Here is an 18,689-nt window from a genome sequence, read left to right as displayed (position 1 = left end):
GTTGCTCCTTGAGAACGGCGAGTTGGAATGTAAATCGCATCCGATTAACTCGGATGCGATGAGACTATCCGAGGGCGTCGAGATGTCAACCCATCCGATTGAATCGCATCCGATAGAATCGCTTCGGATGTCACTCAAAGTCAGGAGTTGTCGATGGCTGTCGAGCGCCCGACCGAGGCCGCCGGTCCCCGGCTTGCCGACTTCATGTGTTTTGCGATCTACTCGGCGAATCTCGCTTACGGCAAGGCGTACAAGCCGATCCTCGACGAGCTTGGTGTCACATATACCCAGTACATCGCGATCGTCGCGCTCTGGGAGAACGACCATCAGACCGTCCGTGGCCTGGGTGAAAACCTGTTCCTGGAGTCGAACACACTGACCCCGATTCTCAAGAAGCTCGAAGCACAGGGTTACGTGCGCCGCCGGCGCGATCCGTCCGACGAGCGTCAGGTCATCGTCAGCCTCACCGATGCGGGCCGGGCGTTGCGTGAGAAGGCGCTGCCGATGAATCTGGTGGCGGCGACCGGCTTGCCGTCCGACGAGTTCGACAAGCTGCAGAAGGCGGTGGTCACCCTGCGCGACAACCTTCGCGACCACGCGCAGGCGCAGTCCCGCTGAACTGTCAGTGCCGCATGCGGTGTGCGCCGGCGACGATGGCGTCGTGCAGCGCGATCTCGGCTTCCGATGGTGCGCTGCGCCGGTGCAGCAGGACGAATTCCAGGTGGCCGAGGTTCGGTAGGCGGTTGTCGGTGATCGGTTGAAGCCCCTGCGGCAGAACCGATTCGGAATGCGCGATGATGCCGAGCCCGGCGAGGGCCGCGGCCTGTAGGCCGAGCAGACTGTCGCTGACGCACGCGATGCGCCAGCTGCGGCGCTCGCGTTCCAATTCGCGTAGTGCGATGTGCCGGGTCAGGCTCGGCGGTGGGTACGTCACGATCGGCACCGGGTCGGTGATGTCGGTCAACCCGGGGCGGCCGGCCCACACCAGGCGGTCGCGCCACAGCAGTTCACCGTGTTGTTCGCCGGGCAGGCGTTTGGCCACCATGAGATCCAATTCGCCTGCGGCCATTCGGGTTTTGAGGTTCTCGCTCAGCCCGACGACGAGCTCCAGGTCGACGCCGGGGTAAGACCGCCGAAACTCGACCAGCACATCCGAGAGCATGCGGCCGACCAGATCGTCCGAGGCGCCCAGCCGGATGAGGCCCGTGGGTTGGGATTCGGAGAAGTAGCGGTCGGCCTTGGCCTGCGCGTCCAGGATGTCGTGCGCGAAGCCCACCATCGCCGCGCCGTCGGCGGTGAGGGCCAGGTTGCGGGTGTCGCGGCGGAACAGTTCACGGCCGACGGACTGCTCGAGGCGGGCGATGTGGCCGCTCACCGTCGACTGGCGCAGGCCCAGCAGACGCCCGGCCGCGGTGAACCCGCCCGCGCGCTCGACTGCCAGGAAGGTGCGCAGCAGTTCGGGATCCAGCACATTGATCACCATATCCGTTCAGAGATATCGGATATATCGCCTGGCGCTATGAGTTGCGACCGCAGTACGTTTTCCCGGTGAACCTGCTCGCCAAGCTCCGCATCGACGGCTTCCTGCTCGGGCTGTTCGCCGCGATGGCCATCGGCGTGCTGCTACCCGCACGCGGTGACGCCGGCGAGGCGGTCGAGACCGCGACCAAAGTCGCCATCGCGGTGTTGTTCCTGCTGTACGGCACGCGGCTGGAGCCGCGAGAGGCGCTCGAAGGGCTGAAACACTGGCGGCTGCACACCACGGTGCTGGCCGCGACCTTCGTGCTGTTTCCGCTGCTCGGGCTGGCGATGAAGGTGCTGGTGCCGTCGGTGCTCACCGACGAGCTCTACACCGGCATGCTGTATCTGTGCCTGCTGCCGTCCACGGTGCAGTCGTCCATCGCGTTCACCTCGATCGCGCGCGGCAATGTCGCGGCGGCCGTCGTGAGTGCGTCGGCATCGAACCTGCTGGGCATCTTCCTCACCCCGCTGTTGGTGACCCTGCTCATGACGACCACGGGCGCTGCCACGGTGTCGGCGAACTCGGTCCTGGAAATCGTCGTGCAGCTGTTGCTGCCGTTCCTCGCCGGCCAGTTGTTGCGGTCCAAGCTGCACCGCGTGCTCTCGCACACCACGCTCACCAAGGTCGTCGACCGCGGTTCGGTCTACCTCGTCGTCTATGCGGCGTTCAGTGCCGGTATGGCCGAGCACATCTGGACGGGCATGAAGGTCACCAACGTGCTCGCGGTGATCGCCGTCAGTGTGGTGCTGCTCGCCGTGGTGCTCGGCATCACCGCCGGGGTGGCGCGGCTACTGAAGTTCGATCGAGCCGACCGCATCGTGATCATCTTCTGCGGATCGAAGAAGAGCCTGGCAACCGGGCTGCCGATGGCGACGGTGCTGTTCGCCGGGCATCCGGTGGGCCTGATCGTGTTGCCGCTCATGATCTTCCACCAGATTCAGCTCATCACCTGCGCGATGCTGGCCGGCCGCTGGGGGCGGCAGGCTGACGCCGAGGCGGCGGAAGTGGACCTCGCCGTCGCGCGGGGCTGAGCCGGCGTGGTCGGTTCCTGGTAGGGGCAACCTGATCTTCGACCGGGGTCGCTGTCGCAGCGAAGATAGTATGTAGAACAACTGATTTGTCATACCAACCATTATTGGTTATGGTCGTTCTACCGGGGCCTCTAGTGTCGAGGCCATGGCTTCAACGGAAGATGCGGTAACCGGCGAGGAGGCTGATTGCGACCTGGGCTGGTCGGCCGGAATGCTGATGCGGCATTACCGGGCGCAGGTTCAGCCGCGTGTTGCCGACTTGCCCCGTGGGGAACGTGGGTACCAGGTGCTCTACACCGTGATCTGCAAGAGCTTGCCCAATCAATTGCAGATGGCGGAGTACCTCGGTATCGACCGTACGGTTCTGCCGTACGTCATCGACGATTTGGTGAAGGCCGGGTTGGTCGAACGGCAGCCGGACCCGGCGGACCGTCGCGCCAGGAAGGTCGTCGCCACCGCACGCGGAGTCGAGACGTTCCAGCGGTTACGGGACGAGGTTGTCCCAGCCGAGCAGGCCGTGTTGTCGGCGTTGGATCCTGAGGAGCAGGTGCTTTTCAGGTCACTGCTGTCACGGGTGGCTCGGCAGGCGCGCGATGAGACGAATGTGCGTGCCATTTCCAGCGAAGACGTTTGAGATTAGAGGTGACCCGGTATCGAGGTATCGGCGGTTGAGAAAAAGCCGCCGCGCCTGAATCTGGGTGCCAGCGTCGGCCCCAGAATCCGCGAAAACGCAAAGGAACGGGTACACGACATGTCGCACAATCCAGATGACCTCAGCAAGGACCCGACGCCAGATCCGGTCGAGGACAACGCATTTCTACCCTCGCCGTATTCGTTGAGCCAGTACACCCAGTCGAAGACCGACTTCGACGGCGTCAAGCATCAAAACTCCTACACCGGGGGCAGGTGGAAGGTGCTCATGATTGCCGCCGAGGAACGGTATGTGCTGTGCGAGAACGGCAAGATGTTCTCCACTGGCAATCATCCGGTCGAGATGCTGCTGCCCCTGCACCACATGATGGCGGCCGGCTTCGACGTCGACGTCGCCACCGTCGCCGGCTACCCGGCCAAGCTCGAATTGTGGGCAATGCCCAATGAGGATGAGGCGGTCCTACAGACCTACGAAGCGCTCAAGCCGAAGCTCAAGCAGCCGAAGAAGCTCGCCGACGTCGTCGCCAACGAGCTGGGCCCGGACTCGGACTACATCGCGGTCTTCATCCCGGGCGGGCACGGTGCCGTGGTCGGCCTGCCGGCCGCCGAGGCGGTGGCGCAAACCCTGGAATGGGCGCTGGCCAATGACAAGTTCGTCGTCACTCTGTGTCACGGCCCGGCCGCGTTGTTGTCCGTCGGGCAGGGCGGCAAGGCCTCGCCGTTCAAGGGCTATGAGGTCTGCGTGTTCCCGGACGCGCTCGATCAGGGGCCCAACATCGAGATCGGTTATCTACCAGGTCATTTGCAGTGGCTCGTCGCCGACCTGCTCAGCAAGCAGGGGCTGACCATCGTGAATGAAGATATGACGGGCAAGGTCCACCAAGACCGCAAGCTGCTCACCGGTGACAGCCCGTTGGCATCGAACAATCTCGGCATCTTGGCCGCAGACGCGTTGGTGGGCGCCGTCCGGTCGCTCGACGCGAATTCCTGACACGAGGCAGTTGATCTGCGGCACCGGATGATTCGTTGCCGCAGATCAACTCGCCGCGCTCAGGCGAGAGTCGCCGGCCGAGAGTGAAGTAGATACCGAAGAAACCGCGAAAGTTCGCTATCTACTTCACGTTCGGCGGTGCTCAGTTGTAGTGCGTCGTGGCGCAGGCGGTCGGCGTCGTGAGGTTCACGCCGGGGTAGGTGACCTGAATGTCCGCGCAGGCAATGAAATTGGCCTCGGTGTTCGGCCTGCCGGTCCGCACGTCGAGCGTCAACGAGGTGCCGTCGACCGCGAACTCCTCGAACGTGCCGCCGCCGTTGAACGTGACCGAGACCAGGGCGCTGTTCTGCGATTTGAGCTGCCGCGAGTTCACCGGGCCGTTCCACGAGCCGCGGTTGATGGGCGGGGCTCCGGTGGGTGCGCTGTACGAGACGTCTTGGTAGACATTGCGGTTGGCGCTGCGCAGCGTGATGTTCTCGCGTGCCCAGGTGTTCGGCGGTAGTGGAACCGGATTGCCGCCGACCACCAGGTTGGCGGCGGTGTTGAAGGTGCACGCACCCCCGGAGCACTGCGCCGTCACGTGAATCTGAATCTTGGTGGCGTCGTCGACGGGCACGAAGGCGTCGGCCGAATTGACCGCGGCAGCAGCCGTCACAGGGGACATCAGAGCGGTCGCGGTCAGCACAGCGGCCGCACTTGCTGCAGTAAGCCGGTTCACAGTCAAGAAAGTAATCCGTTCGCTACTCGTCGTAGGTGACTTCGACGGAATCCGTCTTGGGCACCGCCTGGCAACCGAGGATGAGGCCCTCTTCGAGGTCGGACGGCTCCAGCACGTCGTTGATCGCCATGTCGACGTCGCCCTTCTTCATGAGCACCGCACACGCCCCGCAGTGCCCCTCGCGGCAGGAGAACGGTGCGTCCAGTCCCTTGTCGAGCAGCACATCGAGCAGTACGGCCTTGCGCGGCCACTGCAACTCGTGTGTCTCGCCGTCGAGCGTGACGATTGCGGTGGCCGGGCCCTCATCGCTGTCATCTTCGGCGAGCACGACGGCGGCGAACGGGTCGGAGTCCAGTGACTGGAACACCTCGAGGTGGACATTGTTCTTGTCGGCGCCGGACTTGAGCAGCGCCTCTTCGGCGGCGGCCATGAAGGGGGCCGGGCCACAGATGAAGGTCTCGCGCGTGGTGTAGGGCGCCAGTTGCGTAGCCAGGATGGTCGGGTTGGGCAGGCCCTGCACCGACTCCAGCCAGTGGACGATGGACAACCGGTCGGGGTACAGCGCCGTCAGTTCGCGCAGCGCCTTGCCGAAGATCACCGACTTCTCGTCGCGGTTGGCGTAGAACAGCGTCACCTTGCCGGTGCCCTCGGACAGCGCGGACTTGAGGATCGACAGCATCGGGGTGATGCCGCTACCGCCGGCCAGCAGCAGGAAGTCGGTGTCGAGGTTCTTGGGGACGAACGTGCCGGACGGCGCCAGGACGTGCATCCGCATACCGACGTGCGCGTTGTCGCACAGCCAGTTCGACGCGTAGCCGTCCGCGGTGCGCTTGACCGCGACGGTGAGCGCCTCATCGGCGTGCGGAGAGCTGCACAGCGAGTAGCAGCGGGCGACCGATCCGGTACGGGTGCTCGGGACGCGCAGGGTCAGGAACTGACCGGGGGAGTACTTCAGTCGTTCCGGCGGGATGTCGCTGCCGTCGGGCGTCTTGAACACCAACACGCGGGCGTCGTTGGTCTCGGCGACGACATCGGCCACCACAAGTTCCAGTACGTGGCTGCCCAGCGGCTCGTCCACAACCATCACCCTTCGTTCGAACCGGCCTGGCGGCCAGTAACTAGAACAGGTTACAAAAGTGCAGTTATGCGGGTCTACCTGCTGTAGTACCGCCATGCTCGACACAAATCGTAACGTGTTCTAATCTTCTGTCTAGACGACCACTCCCCGGGAGGCAATCCGTGACGTCAATTGAACAACTCGACGTGCAGGCCGTGCTGGCCGGTATCGACGACCTGCTGCCGGTACTGCGCGAACGCGCACAGCTGACCGAGGACCTGCGCCAGGTGCCGCAGGAGTCTATCGACAGTCTGAACGAGATCGGCTTCTTCAAACTGCTGCAGCCCGCCCAGTGGGACGGCCTCCAGGCTGACCCCACCGTGTTCTACGAGGCGGTCCGCCGCATCGCCAGCGCCTGTGGTTCGACCGGCTGGGTCGCGTCGATCATCGGCGTGCACAACTGGCACCTGGCGCTGTTCGATCAGCAGGCCCAGGAAGACGTCTGGGGCGACGACTCGACCGTCCGTATCTCCTCGTCCTACGCCCCGATGGGCGCGGGCGTGGTGACCGAGACCGGCGACGGCTACATCGTCAACGGCGCCTGGAACTGGTCCTCCGGCTCGGAGCACGCCACCTGGGCGTTCCTCGGCGGCCCGGTCATCAAGGACGGCCGCCCGGTCGACTTCGGCAGCTTCCTGATCCCGCGCACCGAATACACCATCGACGACGTGTGGAACGTGGTCGGCCTGCGTGGCACCGGCAGCAACACGATCGTCGTCAAGGACGTGTTCGTGCCGCGGCACCGCTTCCTGTCCTACAAGGCGATGAACGACGGCACCGCCGGCGGCTACCAGACCAACACCGCCCCGGTCTACAAGATGCCGTGGGGCACCGTGCACCCCACCACCATCTCCGCCCCGATCGTCGGCATGGCCTACGGCGCCTACGCCGCGCACGTCGAGCACCAGGGCAAGCGCGTGCGCGCCGCGTTCGCCGGTGAGAAGTCCAAGGACGACCCGTTCGCCAAGGTCCGCATCGCCGAGGCCGCCAGCGACATCGACGCCGCCTGGCGCCAGCTGATCGGCAACGTCGCCGACGAGTACGCCCTGCTGGTCGCCGGCAAGGAGATTCCGTTCGAGCTGCGGGCCCGTGCCCGTCGTGACCAGGTGCGCGCCACCGGCCGCGCCATCGCGTCCGTCGACCGCCTCTTCGAGGCCGCCGGCGCCACCGCGCTGGCCAACGGCACCCCGCTGCAGCGCTTCTGGCGCGACGCCCACGCCGGCCGGGTGCACGCGGCCAACGAGCCCGAACGCGCCTACCTCATCTTCGGTAACAACGAATTCGGTCTGCCCCCGGCCGACACCATGGTCTGATGACCGCCGCGGTATCCGAGGTCACTTTCGAGTCCACTTCGCGGTATGCGCAGGTGAGCGATGATCTGCGCCTGCACTACCACGAGGCCGGCGACCCGGCCGCCGAGACGATCGTGCTGCTGCACGGCGGCGGCCCGGGTGCGTCGAGCTGGTCGAACTTCTCGAAGAACATCGCGGTGTTGGCCGAGCGGTTCCATGTGCTGGCCGTCGACCAGCCGGGCTACGGATATTCGGACAAGCCCACCGACCACGTGCAGTACCACCGCCACAGCGCGACGGCGCTGCTGGCGCTGTTCGACCACCTCGGTATCGAACGGGCGGCGCTGGTTGGCAATTCGCTCGGCGGTGGCACGGCGGTCCGGTTCGCGCTGGATCATCCGGAGCGGGCCGGCCGGCTGGTGCTGATGGGCCCCGGCGGGCTGAGCGTCAACCTGTTCGCGCCCGATCCCACCGAGGGCGTGAAGCTGCTCGGCAAGTTCGCCTACGCACCGACGCGCGAGACCCTCGAGGCGTTCGTGCGGATCATGGTCTTCGACCAGAGCCTGGTCACCCCGGAGCTGATCGATGAGCGGTTCGCCATCGCCAGCACACCCGAGTCGCTCGCCGCACTGCGCGCGATGGTCAAGTCCTTCGCGGGGCCGGACTACGAGCTCGGCATGATGTGGCGCGAAGTGCACAAGCTGCGGCAGCGGGTACTGCTGATCTGGGGCCGTGAGGATCGGGTCAACCCGCTCGACGGCGCGTTGGTGGCGCTCAAGCAGATTCCTCGGGTCCAGCTGCACGTGTTCGGTCAGTGCGGCCACTGGGCACAACTAGAGAAGTTCGACGAGTTCAACAAGCTGACCCTCGATTTTCTGGGCGGCTAGAGGAGACATGGCATGACGACGATCAAGGCCCTCGGCTACATGCGCATCGAGGCCACCGATGTGGCGGCCTGGCGCGAGTTCGGGCTCAAGGTGCTCGGCATGATGGAGGGCGAGGGCACCAACCCGGATGCCCTCTACCTGCGGATGGACGACGTCGCGGCGCGTCTGGTGATCGTGCCCGGCGAGAAGGACCGCCTGTTGGCCTCGGGCTGGGAGGTCGCCGACGCGCCTGCCCTCGAGCAGCTGAAGGAAACCCTCAGCGCCCACGGCGTCCCGTTCAAGGAAGGGACCAAGGAAGAACTGCTCGACCGCAAGGTCGAGGGCATGATCAGCTTCCAGGACCCGGCCGACAACACCCTCGAGGTGTACTACGGCATCCAGTACCTGGGTCGTCGCTTCGTCAGCCCCTACGGCCACAAGTTCGTCACCGCCGAGCAGGGCCTCGGCCATGTCGTGCTCACCTGCAATGACGACGCCGCGGCGCAGGCGTTCTACCAGGACGTGCTGGGCTTCCGGCTGCGCGACTCGATGCGGCTGCCCCCGCAGATCGCGGGCCGCCCGGCCGACGGCGACCCGGTGTGGCTGCGGTTCTACGGCTGCAACCCGCGCCACCACGCGCTGGCGTTCATGCCCATGCCCAACCCGACGGGCATCGTGCACCTGATGGTCGAGGTGGAGAACTCCGACGACGTCGGCCTGTGCCTGGACCGCGCCAACCGTAAGAAGGTCAAGATGTCGGCCACGCTGGGCCGGCACATCAACGACAAGATGCTGTCCTTCTACATGAAGACGCCGGGTGGCTTCGACATGGAATTCGGTTGCGAGGGACTCGAAGTCGAGGACGAGAGCTGGATCGCGCGCGAGAGCGTCGGCATCAGCCTCTGGGGTCACGACTTCAGCGTCGGGTTCAAGTAGGCTCGCGCGGCATGACTTCGACCCCGCAGATCGACCCCCGCACATTCCGTAATGTGCTCGGGCAGTTCTGTACCGGCATCACCGTCATCACCACCGTGAATGACGGTGTGCCGGTCGGTTTCGCCTGCCAGTCGTTCGCTGCCCTGTCACTGGACCCGCCGCTGGTCCTGTTCTGCCCGACAAAGCAGTCCCGGGCCTGGAAGGCCATCGAGGCCAGTGGCAAGTTCTGCGTCAACATGCTGCACGAGAACCAACAGCACGTCTCGGCGCAGTTCGGCTCCAGGGCCGAGGACAAGTTCGCCGGGATCGATTGGAGCCCTTCGGGATTGGGCTCCCCGGTGCTCGACGGCACGCTCGCCCACATCGACTGCACGGTGCACTCGGTCCACGACGGCGGCGACCATTTCGTGGTGTTCGGCGCGGTGCAGTCCATGTCCGAGCCGCAGGCCATCAAGCCGCGTCCGCTGCTGTTCTACCGCGGCGAGTACACCGGCATCGAGCCGGACAAGAACACCCCGGCGCAATGGCGCGACGATCTGGATGCGTTTCTCACCACGACGACCGAGGACACCTGGCTATAGTCGCGCAATGAGCGCGCCGATCCGGTCCGGATTGCGTCGGGTCGTCCTGGCTTCCATGGCCGGCACCGTCGTGGAGTGGTACGAGTTCTTCCTGTACGGCACCGCAGCCACCCTGGTGTTCAGCAAGGTGTTCTTCGGGCAGAGCGGCAGCGATCTCGATGCCATCTTCGCCGCCTTCGTCACCTACGCGGTGGGCTTCGTCGCCCGGCCGCTCGGCGGCGTGGTGTTCGGTCACTTCGGCGACAAGTTCGGCCGCAAGACACTGCTGCAGTTCTCGCTGCTGCTGGTCGGTTCGGCCACCTTCCTGATGGGCTGCCTGCCGACCTTCGGGCAGATCGGCTACTGGGCGCCGGGCCTGCTGGTGGTGCTGCGGTTCATCCAGGGCTTCGCGGTCGGCGGGGAGTGGGGCGGCGCGGTGCTGCTGGTCGCCGAGCACAGCCCGGCGCAGAGCCGGGGATTCTGGTCTAGTTGGCCGCAGGCCGGGGTGCCGGTCGGCAACATCCTGGCGACGGTCGTACTGCTCACGCTGACGGGGACGCTGCCGGAGTCGGAGTTCCTGTCCTGGGGCTGGCGGGTGGCGTTCTGGCTGTCGGCGGTGGTGGTGCTGGTCGGCTACTACATCCGCACCAAGGTGACCGATGCGCCGATATTCGTTGCGGCACAACAGGAAGTCGAGCGCGTCAAGGCGTCGTCACTGAGCGTCATCGAGGTGCTCCGGTACTACCCGGGCAAGGTGCTGACCGCCATGGGCCTGCGGTTCGCCGAGAACATCATGTACTACCTGGTGGTCACGTTCTCGATCACGTATCTGAAAGTTCATGCGGGCGTGAGCACTACGTCGATCCTGTGGTATCTGCTGGTGGCGCATGCCGTGCACCTGGTGGCAATTCCGTTGGTGGGCAAGCTCTCTGACCGCGTCGGGCGCCGGCCCGTGTACCTGGTCGGGACGCTGCTCACCGCGGCCTGGGGTTTCGTCGCGTTCCCGATGATGGACAGCAAGCACTACTTCGTCATCATGAGCGCGATCACCGCCGGCCTGGTGGCGCACGCCTTCATGTATGCGCCGCAGCCGGCGTTGATGTCCGAGATGTTCCCGACCCGGATGCGGTATTCCGGTGTGTCCCTTGGCTATCAGGTGACGGCGATCTTCGCGGGTTCACTCGCGCCGATCATCGCGGTGCGGCTGCTGAAGGATTTCCACTCGTCGGTGCCCATCGCGATCTACCTGGCCGGGGCCTGCGTGGTGACGCTGGTGGCGTTGGCGTTCGCGCACGAGACCAAGGGGATCGACCTGGCTGAGGTCGACCGTGCCGACAGAGAACGTGTGGTTGCGCCATCGTCGCGATCGACCGTCACGCGACTGGGTATCCGATTCAATTGGCCGCCCTGGGAACAGTAACGTCCGCTAGGAGCTTGGGTCGGTAAGCCGTTGGTGGGGTGAGGTCGTCGAAGGTGCGTACAGATCGCAGTCCGTGGCTCTGAGGTGATCTGGTTGCACGTTCGATGCGCGATCGCGTGTGGTGAGCGCCCAGTGCGCCCGGTGCCCTGCCGACGGGGCCTCAATAGGCGGGTAGGGCCGAGAGGCCGGTAAGTCCGATGTGGCCGTGCAGTTTTCGTATGTTGTGGCACGCCGCGAGCAATAGCCATTCGCCGCGGGCCTGCTCAAGGCCGCGCAGCAGAAGATGTTTGGCGTTCTGCAGCGTCGACATCTGACCGAACACCGGTTCCACGATGGCTTTACGGCGGGCATAAACCTGCTGGCCACGTTTGGTGGTGAGCTTGCGGGCCATCCGTTGCTTGGTGGTGGCATCGGCCGGGATGCGTCCGCGTGGGGCCACCGGGGCCGGGTCATCACGGCGCCGGCGGCCGGGGGCAATGAAGAACTCGGTCCCATACGTAGCGGTGTATGCGGCGGCGGCCTCACAGTTGGCGGCGCTGCTGTAGCCGGCATCAGCGAGCACCTGGGCGGGAACCCGGCCGGTGTTGGCCGCCGCTTGCCGGGTCATCGGCAACAGGGTGCCCACATCGGCGGCGTTGGTGCCCACTGCGGTGGCCACGATCACCTGATGATCGGCATCGACCACAGCCGCGGCGTTGTAGCACTGGTGAAACGCCCCATCGGCGGTGAGCATGATCTTGGAATCCGGATCGGTGAAGTTGCGCTGCGCCTTGGGTTTCGGTGTGGCTGCTGCGGCGGCGGCCGCTCCCGCACTGGTGGTGGTGTCGTCATCATCGTCGCGTTCACGGGCTTTGCGTTCAGCGTCGGCGCGGGCCGCCTCGGCGGCTTCGTGCTCCAGGGCGGCTTTGGCCTGGCGAATCTTCACCAGCCGGGTCTCGCGGCGGGCCAACTCGGCCGGGAGCTCATCACCACGGCGGTCCTTACCGAACTGCTGGTCTTCGGCCTTGTCGATCCGTTCAGCTTCCAATAGCAGCGCTGACACCTCGGCGGCCAGGACTTTCTCTTTCTCGGTCATCCGGGCATAACTCATCGCTTTGCGTTTGGAGGCGTTGGCCCGCACCTTCGTGCCATCAAGGGCGACCCGGCCCAGGGACACCATGCCCGCGGCCTGACACAACGCCAACGCCTGCACGAACACATGTCCCAGGGCGGACAGGTGGCGTTTACGGAACCGGGCGATCGCCCGGTAATCGGGGGCGCTACCAGAGGCCAGCCACCGAAACGCGACCACGTCAACACAGGCGGCTTCCAGCTTGCGCGAGGAACGCACCCCGGTCGTGTACCCGTACAGCAGAATCCGCACCAGCAGCCGCGGATCGTACGGTGGCCCACCCCGGACCTCGGTATAGGCGGCATGGATCCGGGACAAGTCCAGATGCTCATCGACCAACTCGGCGATGAACCGGGCCAGATGCTCAGCGGGCAGCCAGTCATCGAGCGACGGCGGCAACAACAGGCCCTGCTCCGGCGCGAACGGGCGAAACGTCTTGTCCACCGGCGCCTTCGGCGCCACAGAATGTGAATCCACCCGCTGCCCGGGGTCTACCTCGAACAACCCGCCATCACCGAGATCATCACGCACACCTAAGGATCCCGTATACCGGCAGCTCGCACCAACACCCCGCCCGGCGTGTTACTGACCCACGCTCCTAGCTGCCAAGGTATCGAGGGAGTGGTCGGCGAGTCCGTCAGCGACGTTTCGCAGATACCCGACTCATGCACGGGTAGTCCGGTGCCTCTTGGAAAGTAATGACACAGTTGGCCGTTGGTGTCCTTGTACGTGCCCTGGTGGGTTCCTGGATCCTCGCCTCAACGATCGCGCAGGAGTTTGTTAGTGGCTTTACCGGGCTTCATCGAGGTGGCAGGCTATGCCGAACGATCGCAGTTGGATCACTAAGGGGGAAGATTGTCCGATTCCACGCAGAAGCCAAGCGGCGAGCCCTCGCCAGAGCCAATTCCGGTTCGAATCGTTTGGACGTCCCTAGCGAAAATCCCGTCCCACGTGAAACGGGGTGTTGTCGTTGCCATTGCTTTGATTGCTGTGATTTGGTTCGGATTCGAGATGGCGGCGGCTCACCAGAGAAGTAACGAAAGGGAGCAGTACTACCGGCTTCAATGTGAACGCGCCAACAACGGCGATCCGTTCGCCGCGTTGGGGGGCGGATCGCCCGCCGAGCGACGTGACTTCTGTCGCAATTACGGCGTCGATCTCAAGTAATTGACCGCGCAGCGGCAGCCATGAATGGTTTTAGGCTGGCCGTCGCGCACGAAAATGTCGACTACGACTCGTCCTGCATCGCGGCTTCCCACAGCCCGCGGCCGAGCTCCGAGAGCCGCAACGCAAGCTTCTCGACGCGCGCCGGGAAGGGGCCCCGCGAGGCGTCCTTGATGGCCTTCAACACCATCGATTCTGCGCTGAGAATCTCGTAGTCGGCCTTCAGGTCTGGGTCCTCGGGGACGGTCTCGACCAGCCCGAGCGCCAGCAGGTGGCTGACGTACTGCGGCACCATCAGCGGCAGCGCGACATTGGCGGTGCGGCCGATCAGGCATGCGTTCTCCAGCGTCGCGACACTGCGGTTCCGCGGGTAGATGTTCACCAGCGGCGACGACTCGTTGTCGGACAGCGCACCGATGATGCGGGCCTCGTCGGCAACCAGCTGATCGAGCAGCCGGTGGTAGAGCTCGGTCTTGCCGTCGGCGGTGCTCTGGTCGAGGGCACGGTCCAGCAGGCCGCCGAGCTTGCCGTGCAGGGACTCCTTGGCGGGCTGCTTCTGCGGGGCGGGAGCCGGCGTCCGTTCGGGGGCCATCTCGATGGCTTCGACGGTGGTCTTGGTCGCGATCGCGATCTGCTCGCCACCCCATGCGGCCAGCTTGAAACCGAATTTCGCGACGCCGAGGGCGCGGTTGGCCAGGCCGAGCGGGTCGAATCGCTTCGGAATCGCCAAACCGCCGCGCGGCGTCGAGATCGCGATGGCGATCTCACCGATGGGCGTGGACAGCTTGATGCCGTGCCGTTCGAGGCCCTCGCGGTTCACCGGTAAGTCGTCGGTAACTTCCGGTTCTGGGTTGTCGGTTTCCTGGGACATTGCGGACCGATGGTACCGGCCTGCCGATTGTTCTTGCCTCTTGTGTGGCAAACGCGACAGCTACCCCTGGCGGTACGCGGCGAGCCAGGGACCCAGCCGGCGGAGCGCTTCTTCGATGTCGGACTTCGGTCCGGCGAACGACAGCCGCACGAACGATCCGCCGTGCTGAGTGTCGAAATCCACACCCGGTGCGATCGCCAGACCGGTGTCGGCCAGGAGCTCCTCGCAGAACGTGAGGGAGTCCGTCGAGTACTCCGAGATGTCGGCGTACACGTAGAACGCGCCGTCGGCGGGCGCCAGCTTGTCGAGCCCGACCTCGGCCAGCCCGCTGAGTAGCAGGGCCCGATTCTCGGCGTAGTGGTGCACCAGTGCGTCGGCCTCGGCGATGGCCTCGGGCGTGAACGCCGCGACGGCCGCGTACTGCGGCAGCGTGGGCGGGCAGATGGAGAAGTTGCCGGTCAGGCAGTCGACGGCCCGGCGCAGCGGCTCGGGCACCAGCAGCCAGCCCAGCCGCCAGCCGGTCATGGCGAAGTACTTCGAGAAGCTGTTCACCACAACGGCATTGCGCGAGGTCTCCCAGGCGCAGCTGGTCGCGGGGGCATCGTCGTAGATGAGGCCGTGGTACAGCTCATCGCTGATGAGCTGTACGGAGTTGTCGTCGCACCAGGTGGCGATGGCGGCCAGATCCTCGGCCGGCAGCACGGTGCCCGTCGGGTTGTTGGGGCTGGCGATGATCAGACCCTTCACCGGTGGATCCAGCTGCTCCAACATGGAAATGGTTGGGTGGAAACGGGTTTCGGGTCCGCACGGTATCTCGACGACCTCGCAACCGAGCGCCGACAGGATGTTCCGATAGCAGGGATAGCCGGGGCTGGCCACCGCGACGCGATCGCCGATGTCGAAGCACGAGAGGAACGCCAGCAGGAATCCGCCGGTGGATCCGGTGGTGATGACGACGGCGTCCGGTTCCACCTCGACGCCGTACCGGTCCAGGTACGACTTGGCGATGGCCTCCCGCAGCTCTGGAATACCGAGCGCGACGGTGTAGCCGAGGTTGTCGTTGGCCAGCGCCTCGGCGGCCGCGGCCCGGATGGGCGCCGGTGCCTGTGCGGCGGGTTGCCCCGCCGACAGGTTCACCAGGTCGCCGTGGCTGCGCTGGCGCTCGGCCGCGGCCAGCCACACGTCCATCACATAGAACGGTGGGATGCCCGCGCGCAGCGCTACCGGATTGGTCATACCTCGACGTTAGGCCAGAACGTCAGCCTCGAGGCGACGCAGGTGCTCCCGCGACGACCCGAGCAGCTGCGCACTGCCGTGCGCGCGCTTGAAGTAGAACTGGATATCGCTTTCCCAGGTGATCGCGATGCCGCCGTGCATCTGGATCGCCTCGCCGGCAACGGCATTGAACGCCTCGGTGGCCATGTAGCGGGCCAGCGACGCATTCGTGGGCGTCGGGTCGGCGAGAGCGTCGTTGACGATGGACCGGGCGGCCGAGACCTTGACGTACAGGTCCGACATCCGGTGCTTGAGCGCCTGGAAGCTGCCGATCGGGCGGCCGAACTGCACGCGGTCCTTGGAGTAGGCCACGGTCAGGTCCAGGCAGCGGCTTGCGGCGGCGACCTGCTCGACGGCCATCAGGATGGCGGCGGTGTCCGCCAGGCCCGGGTCGGCGCCGAGGGTGGTGGTGCTGCCCGGGCTGACGGCCGCGAGGCGACGCGTCGGGTCCATGGTGGTGGCCGGGGTGACGGTGTTGTCGGTCCAGCGGGTCAGCTGGCCGTCCTGCGCGGCGATCACCACATCGGCGACGTCGCCGTTGATGACATAGCCGGCATCGAAAACGACGGTGCCGATGGACGTGCCCTCGGCCAGGCCCTCCAGCGGTTCTTCCGCACCGACGGCGAGCAGCGCCAGTTCGGCCAGCGTGGTGCCGAGCAGCGGCGTCGGGACCAGCCCCTTGGCCAGCTCCTCGAGAACGACTGCGGCGTCACCCAATTCGCCGCCGGCGCCGCCGAGCTCCTCGGGCACGACCAGCGCCGCGGCGCCGACCTGCTCGCACAGCATCTGCCAGAGCTTCTCGTCGTAGCCCTTGTCGGACTCGATGGCAGCGCGCACGGCTTCCGGATTGGCGTGCTTTTCGACCAGCGCTGCGACGGTGGCGCGCAGCATCTCCCGTTCTTCGCTCATGCTCACAGCCCTTCCAGTACGCGGGTCCGGTGCCACGTCGAGTCGCCCCACGCCGAGCGCAGCGCCTGCGTGCGCAGCAGCAACAGGGACAGATCATGTTCTTGCGTGAAACCGATGGCGCCGTGCGTCTGCAGCGACGACCGGGCGGCCAGCAGCGCCGCTTCGTTGGCCGCCACCTTGGCGGCACTGACATCGCGGGCCAGCGTGGGCGACCCGTCGGCCAGGGCCAGGGCCGCGCCGTAGACCAGCGGGCGGGCCAGCTCGACGGCGATGTGCACGTCGGCCAGCTTGTGCTTGATGGCCTGGTACGACCCGATGACGGTGCCGAACTGGGTGCGCTGCTTGGCGTACGCGACAGCCATGTCGAGCATCGCCTGGCCGGCGCCGACCAGCTGCGCTGCGGTGGCGAGCGCACCGAACTCGAAAGCCTTTGCCGTGTCGGCCGATTGGGCCTCGCCGGTGGCGGTTACGTCGAACAGGTGACGGGCCGGGTCGACGGACTGGTGCTCGGCACCGATGACGGCGTCCTGCACCTGGCCGCCTTCTGCGTCGGAGGCCAGCAGGATCAGGCCGGCGGTGTCGGCGTCGACGGCCCGCGGGGCCAGCGGCGGCAGGGCGACGGTGGCGATGAGCTCGCCCGAGGCCAGGCCTTCCGCACGCTTATCCGCGGCCAGCAGCACCGGAGCCACGGCAATGGATTCGGTGACCGGACCCGGCACGGCCCAGTAGCCCAGACGTTCAAGGGCGACAACCAGATCCACCGGATGCGCGCCGATGCCGTCGAACTCCTCCGGCACGTTCAGTGCGGTGACGCCCAGGTCGGCCAGTGTCGACCAGACCTTGCGGCCGGGTGCGGCGTCGGCCGCCTTCTCGACCCCGCCCCACGCCCGAACGGCGGCGGGCACGTCTGCCGCTCCCAGCGCGGCGTCGATGCTCGCAGCGAAATCGCGCTGCGATTCGTCCAATTCAAAGAACACGTGAACAATCCCTCTTATTTGCGGGGCAGGCCCAGCAGGCGCTCGGCGATGATGTTGCGCTGAATTTCGTTGGTACCGGCGTAGATCGGGCCGCCGAGGGCGAACAGCAATCCTTCGGTCCAGTGGTCGTACAGCTCGGCGTCGGGGCCGCGCAGGTCCAGTGCGGTCTGGTGCAGGGCGACGTCGAGGTCGGACCAGAACACCTTGGTCACCGAGGACTCGGCGCCCAGCTCGCCGCCGTTGGCCAACCGGGTGACGGTGCCGAAGGTGTGCAGGCGGTAGGCCTGGGCCTTGATCCAGGCGTCGGCGACGCGCTCGGCGTAGGCCGGGTTCTTGTCGGTCTTCCATTGCGCGACAAGGCGTTCGGCCGGGGCGACGAAGCGGGCCGGGCTGCGCAGCGACATGCCGCGCTCGTTGCTCGACGTGCTCATGGCGGCGGTCCAGCCGTTGTGCACCTGACCGATGACGTCCTCGTCGGGCACGAACACGTCGTCGAGGAAGATCTCGCCGAAGCCGGTCTCACCACCCAGCTGGGCGATGGGCCGGACGGTGATGCCCTCGGCCTTGAGGTCGAACATGAAGTACGTCAGACCCTTGTGGCGCTGCGCTTCCGGATCGGAGCGGAACAGGCCGAAGCCCCGCTCGCCGAACGGGGCGCGCGAGCTCCAGATTTTCTGGCCGTTGAGCTTCCAGCCGCCGTCGACCTTGGTCGCGGTCGAGCGCAGGGACGCCAGGTCGCTACCCGACTCGGGCTCGGACCAGGCCTGGGCCCAGATCTCTTCGCCGGAGGCCATTTTCGGCAGTACGCGCTGCAGCTGCTCCTTGGTGCCGTGCGCGAAGAGCGTCGGCGCCAGCATCGCGGTGCCGTTGGCCGAAGCCCGGCCGGGGGCGCCGGACTTGAAGTACTCCTCCTCGTACACCACCCACTGCAGCATGGTGGCGTCGCGGCCGCCGTACTCCTTGGGCCACGCGATGACCGACAGGCCGGCGTCGAAAAGCACCTTGTCCCAGACGCGGTGCTGCTCGAAGCCCTCGAGGGTGTCGTAGGACTTGGTGGGGAACTTGTCCCTGTTGGCCGCCAAGAAGTCGCGGACCTCGGCCCGGAACTCCTCGGTTTCGTCGTCGAATGTCAGATCCATTTACCGATTCATCTCTCGCAGTTGTGGTTTGACCACTTTGCCCCCAGGGTTGCGTGGCAGCGTCTCGAGGAACGCCACCGAACGCGGCGTCTTGAAGTTAGCCAAATGTTCTTTGGTGTAGGTCTGCGGTGGGGTCTGC

At 65.9% G+C, this 18,689-nt stretch carries 19 protein-coding genes and 1 pseudogene; 10 read left to right on the top strand and 10 right to left on the bottom strand.

The genetic code is table 11. The annotated features are described in order from the left end of the window. Nucleotides 1-153: 153 nt before the first annotated feature. Complete coding sequence (locus ACZ5IQ_RS25875) at nt 154-618, top strand: MarR family winged helix-turn-helix transcriptional regulator (protein WP_464480484.1); 465 nt, start codon at nt 154-156, stop codon at nt 616-618. Nucleotides 619-622: 4 nt separating this feature from the next. Here ACZ5IQ_RS25875 and ACZ5IQ_RS25870 read toward each other — a convergent pair whose 3' ends face one another. Beyond that, nucleotides 623-1,477 carry a LysR family transcriptional regulator gene (locus tag ACZ5IQ_RS25870; protein WP_464481508.1) on the bottom strand — a complete coding sequence of 285 codons (855 nt, stop codon included), beginning with the start codon at nt 1,475-1,477 and terminating at the stop codon, nt 623-625. Between the two features lie 71 nt (nt 1,478-1,548). Here ACZ5IQ_RS25870 and ACZ5IQ_RS25865 point away from each other — a divergent pair, with 71 nt between their 5' ends. The 3 genes from ACZ5IQ_RS25865 (at nt 1,549) to hchA (ending at nt 4,195) form a co-directional block, all read left to right on the top strand. Further along, nucleotides 1,549-2,553 (top strand): bile acid:sodium symporter family protein, encoded by a 1,005-nt coding sequence (locus tag ACZ5IQ_RS25865; protein ID WP_464480483.1) that lies wholly within the window; start codon nt 1,549-1,551, stop codon nt 2,551-2,553. A 145-nt stretch (nt 2,554-2,698) separates the two neighbouring features. After that, nucleotides 2,699-3,187 (top strand): MarR family winged helix-turn-helix transcriptional regulator, encoded by a 489-nt coding sequence (locus ACZ5IQ_RS25860; RefSeq protein WP_133426402.1) that lies wholly within the window; start codon nt 2,699-2,701, stop codon nt 3,185-3,187. Between the two features lie 117 nt (nt 3,188-3,304). Then, complete coding sequence (gene hchA / locus ACZ5IQ_RS25855) at nt 3,305-4,195, top strand: glyoxalase III HchA (protein WP_464480482.1); 891 nt, start codon at nt 3,305-3,307, stop codon at nt 4,193-4,195. A 142-nt stretch (nt 4,196-4,337) separates the two neighbouring features. On the opposite strand, the gene ACZ5IQ_RS25850 is transcribed toward hchA, so the two are convergent. Then, nucleotides 4,338-4,850 (bottom strand): hypothetical protein, encoded by a 513-nt coding sequence (locus ACZ5IQ_RS25850; RefSeq protein WP_464480481.1) that lies wholly within the window; start codon nt 4,848-4,850, stop codon nt 4,338-4,340. A gap of 85 nt (nt 4,851-4,935) precedes the next feature. Continuing rightward, nucleotides 4,936-5,997 (bottom strand): 2Fe-2S iron-sulfur cluster-binding protein, encoded by a 1,062-nt coding sequence (locus ACZ5IQ_RS25845; RefSeq protein ID WP_464480480.1) that lies wholly within the window; start codon nt 5,995-5,997, stop codon nt 4,936-4,938. Between the two features lie 155 nt (nt 5,998-6,152). Here ACZ5IQ_RS25845 and hsaA point away from each other — a divergent pair, with 155 nt between their 5' ends. From hsaA to ACZ5IQ_RS25820, 5 genes are read left to right on the top strand one after another with little or no spacing between them, the layout of a single operon-like run. Then, nucleotides 6,153-7,343, top strand: coding sequence for a 3-hydroxy-9,10-secoandrosta-1,3,5(10)-triene-9,17-dione monooxygenase oxygenase subunit (gene hsaA, locus ACZ5IQ_RS25840; protein WP_464480479.1), 1,191 nt, complete (start codon nt 6,153-6,155; stop codon nt 7,341-7,343). Then, nucleotides 7,343-8,209: a 4,5:9,10-diseco-3-hydroxy-5,9,17-trioxoandrosta-1(10),2-diene-4-oate hydrolase gene (gene hsaD / locus ACZ5IQ_RS25835; protein ID WP_133426407.1), complete on the top strand. Its 867-nt coding sequence runs from the start codon at nt 7,343-7,345 to the stop codon at nt 8,207-8,209. The genes hsaA and hsaD overlap by 1 nt, the downstream gene beginning before the upstream one ends. A gap of 12 nt (nt 8,210-8,221) precedes the next feature. Further along, nucleotides 8,222-9,124 carry an iron-dependent extradiol dioxygenase HsaC gene (hsaC, locus tag ACZ5IQ_RS25830; protein ID WP_064984852.1) on the top strand — a complete coding sequence of 301 codons (903 nt, stop codon included), beginning with the start codon at nt 8,222-8,224 and terminating at the stop codon, nt 9,122-9,124. Between the two features lie 11 nt (nt 9,125-9,135). After that, on the top strand, nt 9,136-9,705 hold the full coding sequence (gene hsaB / locus ACZ5IQ_RS25825; protein ID WP_133426408.1) for a 3-hydroxy-9,10-secoandrosta-1,3,5(10)-triene-9,17-dione monooxygenase reductase subunit: 570 nt from the start codon (nt 9,136-9,138) through the stop codon (nt 9,703-9,705). 7 nt (nt 9,706-9,712) lie between these two features. Beyond that, nucleotides 9,713-11,104, top strand: coding sequence for an MFS transporter (locus tag ACZ5IQ_RS25820; RefSeq protein ID WP_464480478.1), 1,392 nt, complete (start codon nt 9,713-9,715; stop codon nt 11,102-11,104). Between the two features lie 160 nt (nt 11,105-11,264). Here the strand turns inward: ACZ5IQ_RS25820 and ACZ5IQ_RS25815 are convergent, their stop codons facing one another. After that, on the bottom strand, nt 11,265-12,659 hold the full coding sequence (locus tag ACZ5IQ_RS25815; protein WP_464481422.1) for an IS1182 family transposase: 1,395 nt from the start codon (nt 12,657-12,659) through the stop codon (nt 11,265-11,267). Nucleotides 12,660-13,166: 507 nt separating this feature from the next. Between ACZ5IQ_RS25815 and ACZ5IQ_RS25810 the strand changes: the two genes are divergently transcribed. Continuing rightward, nucleotides 13,167-13,382, top strand: a complete 216-nt coding sequence (locus ACZ5IQ_RS25810; RefSeq protein WP_212807250.1) for a hypothetical protein — start codon at nt 13,167-13,169, stop codon at nt 13,380-13,382. 61 nt (nt 13,383-13,443) lie between these two features. Here ACZ5IQ_RS25810 and ACZ5IQ_RS25805 read toward each other — a convergent pair whose 3' ends face one another. From ACZ5IQ_RS25805 to ACZ5IQ_RS25780, 6 genes and pseudogenes are all read right to left on the bottom strand, one after another. Beyond that, nucleotides 13,444-14,250, bottom strand: coding sequence for an Abi-alpha family protein (locus ACZ5IQ_RS25805; protein ID WP_061006885.1), 807 nt, complete (start codon nt 14,248-14,250; stop codon nt 13,444-13,446). A gap of 60 nt (nt 14,251-14,310) precedes the next feature. Then, complete coding sequence (locus tag ACZ5IQ_RS25800) at nt 14,311-15,486, bottom strand: pyridoxal phosphate-dependent aminotransferase (RefSeq protein ID WP_212807249.1); 1,176 nt, start codon at nt 15,484-15,486, stop codon at nt 14,311-14,313. Nucleotides 15,487-15,495: 9 nt separating this feature from the next. Continuing rightward, nucleotides 15,496-16,434, bottom strand: coding sequence for an acyl-CoA dehydrogenase IpdE2 (ipdE2, locus tag ACZ5IQ_RS25795; RefSeq protein WP_464480477.1), 939 nt, complete (start codon nt 16,432-16,434; stop codon nt 15,496-15,498). A 2-nt stretch (nt 16,435-16,436) separates the two neighbouring features. Then, on the bottom strand, nt 16,437-17,411 hold the full coding sequence (locus tag ACZ5IQ_RS25790) for an acyl-CoA dehydrogenase family protein (protein WP_464480476.1): 975 nt from the start codon (nt 17,409-17,411) through the stop codon (nt 16,437-16,439). Nucleotides 17,412-17,425: 14 nt separating this feature from the next. After that, nucleotides 17,426-18,550, bottom strand: a complete 1,125-nt coding sequence (locus tag ACZ5IQ_RS25785; RefSeq protein ID WP_133426414.1) for an acyl-CoA dehydrogenase family protein — start codon at nt 18,548-18,550, stop codon at nt 17,426-17,428. After that, nucleotides 18,551-18,670, bottom strand: a pseudogene (locus tag ACZ5IQ_RS25780) (hypothetical protein); the annotation flags it as partial. Between the last annotated feature and the right edge of the window lie 19 nt (nt 18,671-18,689).

Source organism: Mycobacterium toneyamaense, from assembly GCF_055384815.1.
The sequence above is the reverse complement of the archived record's forward strand: the minus strand, read 5'-3'. Positions and strand labels throughout refer to the sequence as shown.

Excerpts from the sequence above, each read along its gene's own strand:
- ACZ5IQ_RS25785 (WP_133426414.1), bottom strand. The coding sequence starts at position 18,550 with ATGGATCTGACATTCGACGACGAAACCGAGGAGTTCCGGGCCGAGGTC.
- ACZ5IQ_RS25875 (WP_464480484.1), top strand. The coding sequence starts at position 154 with ATGGCTGTCGAGCGCCCGACCGAGGCCGCCGGTCCCCGGCTTGCCGAC.
- ACZ5IQ_RS25860 (WP_133426402.1), top strand. The coding sequence starts at position 2,699 with ATGGCTTCAACGGAAGATGCGGTAACCGGCGAGGAGGCTGATTGCGAC.
- hsaD (WP_133426407.1), top strand. The coding sequence starts at position 7,343 with ATGACCGCCGCGGTATCCGAGGTCACTTTCGAGTCCACTTCGCGGTAT.
- hchA (WP_464480482.1), top strand. The coding sequence starts at position 3,305 with ATGTCGCACAATCCAGATGACCTCAGCAAGGACCCGACGCCAGATCCG.
- ACZ5IQ_RS25800 (WP_212807249.1), bottom strand. The coding sequence starts at position 15,486 with ATGACCAATCCGGTAGCGCTGCGCGCGGGCATCCCACCGTTCTATGTG.
- ACZ5IQ_RS25845 (WP_464480480.1), bottom strand. The coding sequence starts at position 5,997 with ATGGTTGTGGACGAGCCGCTGGGCAGCCACGTACTGGAACTTGTGGTG.
- ACZ5IQ_RS25820 (WP_464480478.1), top strand. The coding sequence starts at position 9,713 with ATGAGCGCGCCGATCCGGTCCGGATTGCGTCGGGTCGTCCTGGCTTCC.
- hsaC (WP_064984852.1), top strand. The coding sequence starts at position 8,222 with ATGACGACGATCAAGGCCCTCGGCTACATGCGCATCGAGGCCACCGAT.
- ipdE2 (WP_464480477.1), bottom strand. The coding sequence starts at position 16,434 with ATGAGCGAAGAACGGGAGATGCTGCGCGCCACCGTCGCAGCGCTGGTC.
- ACZ5IQ_RS25805 (WP_061006885.1), bottom strand. The coding sequence starts at position 14,250 with ATGTCCCAGGAAACCGACAACCCAGAACCGGAAGTTACCGACGACTTA.
- hsaB (WP_133426408.1), top strand. The coding sequence starts at position 9,136 with ATGACTTCGACCCCGCAGATCGACCCCCGCACATTCCGTAATGTGCTC.